Source organism: Pedobacter sp. AK013 (assembly GCF_014205835.1).
Lineage (GTDB): Bacteria > Bacteroidota > Bacteroidia > Sphingobacteriales > Sphingobacteriaceae > Pedobacter.
On the sequence record NZ_JACHCQ010000069.1, the window covers coordinates 1 to 7,508 of the forward strand.

Sequence of the window (7,508 nt, forward strand, 5' to 3'; positions counted from 1 at the left end):
GGGCTTTTTGCTTTGGCGGACCTTATCAAATTAACTCGGCAAAGGGGGGCGTTTTAAAGTGGCGAAGGGGGGTCAATTTGAAGCGGTTTATCCAAACAATGCATATGTTTATTTCCAGCTCAATAGGTCTTTCTCTGCATACATGAAATCTAAACTGCCACCGGATGTTTTCGACTCCAATCTTCGTGAAACGCGAAGGTCTTTCGATTTGGACATCGTAGATTTTGGAAAGGATCTGCCCAATGAGTGTAACAATCTCGAAAACGAGCGCTAATATCGTATCAATCAAACAACGTTACTAATCCATTATTCTTTAGGGCCAAAAAAAGGGGCTTCGCATCTTTTGTTTGTGGCCTAATTTTAAAAAGGCTAAAAAGAACCGCAAATTTATTGCGCCCCGCTCTCGCACAATCCCGCTCAAAAGACTACGGCATAAACACATTGCCTGCGCTCAGAGCCAACTTTTATTCCGTTTCCTTTTGCGCCTGCCCAGGGTGCGCACTACTCTTTAAGCTTTCTTTTTTCCTTTTTCTTTTGGAAATATATCCCTTCTCTTAAACCGTTCTTACCACATTCGGGGATTACAATTGTGATTTCGCTAAGGCTAGCAAGGCTGGAAGGTGAAAGTCTTTTGCTTCTGGTAACCAAGTCTCGCAACAGAAAAAATGCGCTGCTTTCTTTACTGGCACAACAAATGTTCAAAGGAAAATTCATAGATTTAAAACATGCAATCTTATAAACAGGGCATTAAAAACTATGCACGTGAAAAACTAATTGAACATGCAATCAGCTCGCTTACCAGCCAGCGGCAAGAGAGTTATCTGGTTTCAAAAGACCATTTTACCAAAATAACGGATCGTTTTAATTCCATGCTGTTTCGCTTTGTAGGCGGCAAAAATATTGAGTTCACCAATCAATACAACTGGCAGTTTTTCGGTGGTAAAAACAGTTGGTTTGAATTCTATGAAAGTATTTGCAGGCCCAAAACTGCAAGTGAACTGAAGGTGTTATACCTGTCGGGACCAGAGCCATACAATGATATTGATATACTCTGCAATAAAGGGATCAGGCTTGAAAATATTTGGGCGATTGAATCGGATAAAAAGATTTATGAGCAAGCCGTAAAATCATTGACGGACGCTAAAATTCAAATCAAAATCCATAGGGGTTCACTCACCGAATTCTTTGAGCTGACTAACCACGAATTTGATATTATCTACTTTGACGCATGCTCTCCAATTCTTTCTCCTCAGCAATCGCCTTTGGAAACGCTTAAACAGATATTCTTAAACCGACGTCTTACCGGGCTATCCGTATTGATCACAAATTTTGCTGAACCTAAAGAAAATTATCATTGGGGTGATATTTTAGCCCCCTGGTTCGCGCCAAAAGAATTTGGCGAGCTTCCCGAAATAGATGATGACTTCGGAAGGTCTGCGCTGGAAAAGTGTGCTTCATTTTCGGCTTATAGCAATTTTATAAACCAGCATCTTGACGACTATTATAGTTCCTTTCTGACGCATTTTATCCCCGCAATGGCCTCTGAAATTATCCCGATGTGGCAATTATCAGCTTTAGGATCAGTCCAAAGCAACCACTTGCTAAATGAACAGGCCCTACAAAAAGAGCTTAAGACAATCAAAAATCAGCAGTTAAAAGCAGATAGTTTTAAGGAGTTATTGAATGAAATTCCACACTATGCCCTCGCAGTTGATATCTATCCGCTTTTAAATTGGGCAAGGCTCATAAGGGAAAATCTATCCGCTGATCATCCGCTGATAAAGTTTATCGAAAGTAACCGAAGAAAGATGACTATAGAAGATTCTTTATACATATGTAGTCTCTTAAAACGTTTCGAGGAAGCGGACACCGGCTTCAAAACATTTATCCATAACATCTGCGGAGAGAAATTAAAAACTACATTAAGTAAGCTGGATTTCTTTGATCGGCACATGCCTCTCACCTGTGATATACCGATGAAAAACCTCCTTGTTGAACTCTTAATCGGGCTCTATGGCCATCCTTATGTAGCACATGCAGGAAAAAATCTTTCATTGAAATATAAAGCTAAAGAAACCTGGATGTATTCAGATGTCTTTGTTTTTGATCAATGCCGATACCTTTATGATTTCTTGCCCACACTGGATCTATGGGAGAGTTTTTTTGAAAATTTTGCCAATCAAACCATCATCAGAGGCTGCATAGATGAGATCAGGCGCAATCATTTATACTTAAACAGTTCGCTTTTCAAGTGGGGCTTTGTAGAGTGCGTGGATGAAGAATTTTCTTGTGCTGATTTGCCTGAGCGCATTAATCTTAATGATTTTGAAAAATAATAAATTTACAAAAGCATAAAAAATAACGATACCTGTAAAAAAAATGATTAACTGGCACAACATACGTCCAATTCATAGTAGCCTAAATGATGGCTTTGAAGAGTTAGTATGCCAACTGGCATCGAGAGAGGTTATTCCGCATCAGGTAAAATTTCAACGGATAGGTAAGCCCGACGCAGGAAAAGAGTGTTATTGGGAGTTTGCGGACGGAAGTTTATATATGTGGCAGGCGAAATACTTCACCTCCAGCATGAATGCAACGCAATGGACGCAGATAACCAAATCTGTTAAAACTGCTATTGATAACCATACAAAACTTTCTAAGTATTATGTATGTCTCCCTTTAGATATGCCAGATGGAAAAATAGATGATAAGGAGTCTATGTTGGATAAATGGAAACAGAAAGTGACGGAATGGCAAAGCTACGCTTCTTCGAAAAAGCTGTCCGTTGAGTTTGAGTTTTGGGGAAGTACTGAACTCATATCAAGGCTTTCAAAAAAAACAAATGAAGGCCTAACCCATTTTTGGTTTAATAAAGAAGAATTATCGAACGACTGGCTGACCGCAAAAAATACTGAAAGCATAAACGCTTTAGGCGCACGATATACTAAAGAACTGAATTTTGATTTGCCTATTGCTAAAGTTTTTGACGGACTTAGCAGAGACCAACAGTTTGAAGAACAGATACATTCAAAGTATAAAAACTTCCTCGAAAAATATAGGGGCATCCGCATTGACCTGAAAGATGAGACAATTAACAATCGTCTGAATTCCCTTGGGGACAGTATACAAGAAATCCGGGCAATTTATGAACCATTTAATTTTGTGGGTAATGAGCAGCTTCCATTAACTGAACTTAGCGCAAAACTGCTTATTTCTGCGCAAACCGCAGAGGAGATAGAGGATGCTTTATATGAGTTAAGGAATAAAAAAGAAGCTGAAACCGGTATAAAAGATTATTATTCCAGACCTCATTCCAATGATATTGGTGACATTAATTCTTTCAAAGCCAGTCTACGTGAGTTTAATGATTTTTTAGGTAGCGTAACTTGCCTATTAGCTAACAACCCCTATCTACTCATTACCGGGAAAGCCGGAAACGGAAAGTCCCATCTTCTGGCAGATATCGTTGAAAAAAGAAACGAAAAAGGACAGCACAGTTTGCTGTTATTGGGGGAGAATTTCACGAATGCCGATATGCCTTGGACTCAAATTCTCAGCAATCAGCTACGTAAGAACCAGGTTGATGAATTTGTATTTCTTGGAGCTTTAAATGCAAAAGCAGAAAGTGAAAGGGCCCGAATCGTTGTCTTCATAGATGCGATTAATGAAGGGAACGGTCGTAAAGTCTGGCCGAAAAGACTGAAATCTTTCATCCAGTCTTTTCAGAACTATCCATGGTTGGGTCTAGTGTTGAGCATCAGGACATCCTTTGAAAAATTAATTGCCCCGACAGATGATATTGACACTAACCTGATTGTCCGGATAAATCATAATGGATTTTCAGGCGTTGAATATGCAGCAGTAAAACGGTATTTCAATCATTATAAAATTACACAACCAAGTGCACCATTATTAAATCCTGAATTTCAAAACCCATTGTTCCTTAAACTTTTCTGCAAGTCACTTTCAGATCGGAAATTATATGAAATGCCGCCAGGGTATGGCGGTATAACGAGTGTCATCGACTATTTTTTGGATAGCGTAAATCTAAAGTTGGCAAGGCCAGAAGAGTTGGATTATGACGAAAAAAGACCGCTGGTTCGAAGGGCTGTCGAAAAACTTTTATTAGAGATGGTCAATGGAAGCAAAGACCATGTGGAATATTTACAAGCAGATAAGCTTATTAATGAGGTGTTCTATGGTTCCTGCGGAAATATAGAACCGTATTTAAAGAGGTTGGTTTCTGAGGGCGTCTTAAATGAGGATATGCACTGGGACCGGGAGGGCCATCACCATGATGTAATTTACTTTGCTTATCAACGCTTTCAGGATCATCTGACGGTTTCCTTGTTGCTGGATAAATACTTAGATGTTGAGCACCCCGACACTTCTTTTCAGGAAGGCAAACTTTTTGAACTGGTTAAAGACTCTTCTGCCGCCTATGCCAATCAGAACCTTATCGAAGCGTTGTCCATTCAGCTGCCGGAGAGAATACAGCATGAGTTATTTGAGGTCGCCCCACATGCTAGGTTATTCTGGCCAGTGGCAGAGGGCTTTGTACAATCGCTTATCTGGCGAAAGCATGAGTCATTCGGGCAAAGCGCTAGGGATTACGTCAATGAAGTTATTATTCAAGAAGAGGACTTGTTTGACCAATTTTTGGAAGCATCAATTTCAGTTTCCATGCGACCCGGGTTTTACTTTAACGCGGACAGGCTTCATGCGTACTTTACGAAATTTTCTTTAGCTGAACGCGATCAGCTCTGGACAATCTGGTTACAGAACAAATATGATGATGACGAGAATTCTTTCAGTTCAGTAAAAAGATTGATTGATTTTGCCTGGAATGTTGAAGATGATCAGCATCAGATCGATGATGAATCCATTTTATTGGGTAGCATCATGCTCGGTTGGTTCTTCTGCAGTGCGAACCGGTATTTAAGGGATGCCTCGACCAAGGCATTGGTTTGCCTGTTACAGCATCGTGTGCATCTGATTCCCGGTTTATTGGAAAAATTTAGGAGCGTTAATGATCCTTATGTACTGGAACGCCTGTATGCTGCGGCTTACGGGGCGGTCATGCGGACATGCCAGCGGGAAAAATTACCAGCGGTCAGTGAATACATTTATGAAACAATATTTAATCAAAAGGAAGTCTATCCGCATATCTTGCTCAGGGACTACGCCAGGGGGATCATTGAATTTACCCTTTACTTAAAGTATAGCCCCAATGTTGATATCGAGCAGCTACGTCCTCCATATAGAAGTAAGCGATTACCTAAGCGTTTTCCTTCGGTCAAGACAATTGATAAAAAATACAGGCCCAAGGGAGAAACGGGCAATTATGGCGGGGAATCGTGGGGTGCTACCGCAATCTTGGGCTCCATGACCACAGAATATGGAAGAGGAACCGCCAGGTATGGGGATTTTGGCCGGTACACATTTCAAAGGGCTTTTAATGATTGGAACATAGACCATAATGGCTTAAGCAATTATGCCATCCAGCGGATTTTCGAACTCGGATATGATCCAAAAGTTTTTAGTGAATTCGATTCAAGGCAGGGTTCTGGAAGAGGATCCGGGCACCGTGAACGCATTGGGAAAAAGTACCAGTGGATTGTATTTTATGAGCTGTTGGCCCGGGTGTCGGATCAATGCGAGCTTTATGACGAGTCTAATTGGGACAAACCAAAGAAAACTTTATCTTATAATGGACCTTGGTATCCCTATATCCGGGATCTGGATCCCACTATTCTTGTTAAAGAAACTAAGGCAGAAAGATATGCCGATCAGCATAGCTCACACTGGTGGTTCAACCAATCTTATGCGCCATGGGACAAGCCAGATAGGGAGTGGATTGTTGACAGGAAGGATGTGCCCGCTCCGCAGGATATCGTAGTGGTGCAGGACAACCAGGGCGATTCATGGTTATGGCTGGAAGTCCATCCAGAGTGGGGCGAAGAAGAACGACTGGGAGAGGATAGGTGGAACAGTAAACGAAAGCGGCTTTGGTACCAGATCCGGAGTTATTTTATTAGAAGGAAAGACTTTTCTAGATTCTCCAAGGCATTTAGCCGAGATTTTCACAGGGGAGAATTACCTGAAGCGAGAAGTATGTACACCATATTTGACAGGGAATACTATTGGTCGCCTGCATTCAAGTTCTTCAATAAGCCCTATTATAGCGGAAAAGATTGGGTCAATGTTTCTGACCGGAAAACCGATAGATTGATTGCCGAAGTATGTAGAACAGTAGAATGGTACAACTGGGAAGAAGAATTTGATTGCTCTAAACGATCTGCTATTCAATATTTCAAACCAACAGCACTCATTCAAAAGGCACTAAACTTGGAATTTTCACAAAGAGAGGGTGAGTTGATCAACAGTAGTGGTAGAATACTATGTTTTGATCCATCTGTGCATAATAAAAGTATTTCTGGGCTGCTTGTAAGGAAACAGGAACTGATGGATTTTTTAGAAAAAGAGGAATTGGTGCTAGTGTGGAGTGTCGTTGGCGAGAAACAAATTCTTGGAAATTATGATAGTGCTGTCGGCCAGCCCAATCGATTAAATATATCAGGGCCGTATTTTTTAGAAGGTACTGCGGTCAAAGGTAAATTGAGGTTTCAAGAAGAATAGTTCCTTGGGATATCGCTCTGTACCAGTGGCTGCTATTTCTAAATTTTGTTGGGGGATGCTAATTGTCTACCGGTAATCTTGATCGGATTTCCAGAGTGCGCCACTTTTGCCATTAAAGGTTGCAGGCCTTCGGGCAGCATCCGAATTTCTTCTTCGCTTAATATGTGGCTGAGTATTATCCAACCACCCGTATGGTCATCGTCATAGAATCTATATACAATTTCAAAAAAACCGTTACTGTGGTAATGCAAAGAAAATTCTTGATCTGTATTATATTCATCCTTTGTTACTACTGACATCGTATTCTCTCCCTCTTGCGCAAATCCGATCTCAATTTCACCTTCAGCGAGCTTCTTTTGGAGCATCTGTGCTAACGCCTCCGGCGCAATTATTGAAAAGTTTTGTTTGTCCATGTTTGCAAAATTGAATATTCAGTTTTCTAAACAAAATACTTAAATCTAATATAGTCTGATAAATAATGTTCTGCAACAATAGTTACTATATTTCAATATCCTATCAACGACTATATCTCACAGATGATCAGTTTGCATAAAACGTATTATTTTGTGGTTTTTAACTGATTCAATTTCGTTAATAAATGCCAAAAACTTTATCAAGGGTTCGATTGTGCCCCCGTACAGCCCGCAACAAAAGCCTTAACTTGCAAAAGTTGAGGCTTTTTTGTTTTTATAGGTTGCGGAAACAATAGGTCAAGCGGAAAAGTTGGGATCAAGCGGAAAAGTTGGGATCAAGCGGAAAAGTTGGGGGGAATAAAATAATTTGTTTCTTTGTAGTATTACAACAATTATAACTTCCCTTGAATCAAGCCGAACAAACCCTTATCAGTTTTTTATTACCAGAAGGTATTC

General features: G+C 40.4%; 4 protein-coding genes. 3 read left to right on the top strand and 1 reads right to left on the bottom strand.

What is annotated here, in order from left to right:
• Positions 1-58 precede the first annotated feature (58 nt).
• The 3 genes from HDC90_RS25030 (at position 59) to HDC90_RS25040 (ending at position 6,639) form a co-directional block, all read left to right on the top strand.
• Positions 59-274: a hypothetical protein gene (locus HDC90_RS25030; RefSeq protein WP_184471348.1), complete on the top strand. Its 216-nt coding sequence runs from the start codon at positions 59-61 to the stop codon at positions 272-274.
• 451 nt (positions 275-725) lie between these two features.
• The gene (locus tag HDC90_RS25035) at positions 726-2,336 is read left to right on the top strand and encodes a hypothetical protein (protein WP_184471349.1); all 1,611 of its coding nucleotides are present in this window, start codon (positions 726-728) and stop codon (positions 2,334-2,336) included.
• Positions 2,337-2,379: 43 nt separating this feature from the next.
• Positions 2,380-6,639 carry an ATP-binding protein gene (locus tag HDC90_RS25040; protein WP_184471351.1) on the top strand — a complete coding sequence of 1,420 codons (4,260 nt, stop codon included), beginning with the start codon at positions 2,380-2,382 and terminating at the stop codon, positions 6,637-6,639.
• A gap of 38 nt (positions 6,640-6,677) precedes the next feature.
• Here HDC90_RS25040 and HDC90_RS25045 read toward each other — a convergent pair whose 3' ends face one another.
• A complete protein-coding gene (locus HDC90_RS25045) occupies positions 6,678-7,052 on the bottom strand; it encodes a hypothetical protein (protein ID WP_184471353.1) in 375 nt (124 codons plus the stop codon).
• Positions 7,053-7,508 lie beyond the last annotated feature (456 nt).

Bases quoted from the DNA above. Each gene is read 5' to 3' on its own strand.
- HDC90_RS25035 (WP_184471349.1), top strand. From the start codon at position 726: ATGCAATCTTATAAACAGGGCATTAAAAACTATGCACGTGAAAAACTA.
- HDC90_RS25045 (WP_184471353.1), bottom strand. From the start codon at position 7,052: ATGGACAAACAAAACTTTTCAATAATTGCGCCGGAGGCGTTAGCACAG.
- HDC90_RS25040 (WP_184471351.1), top strand. From the start codon at position 2,380: ATGATTAACTGGCACAACATACGTCCAATTCATAGTAGCCTAAATGAT.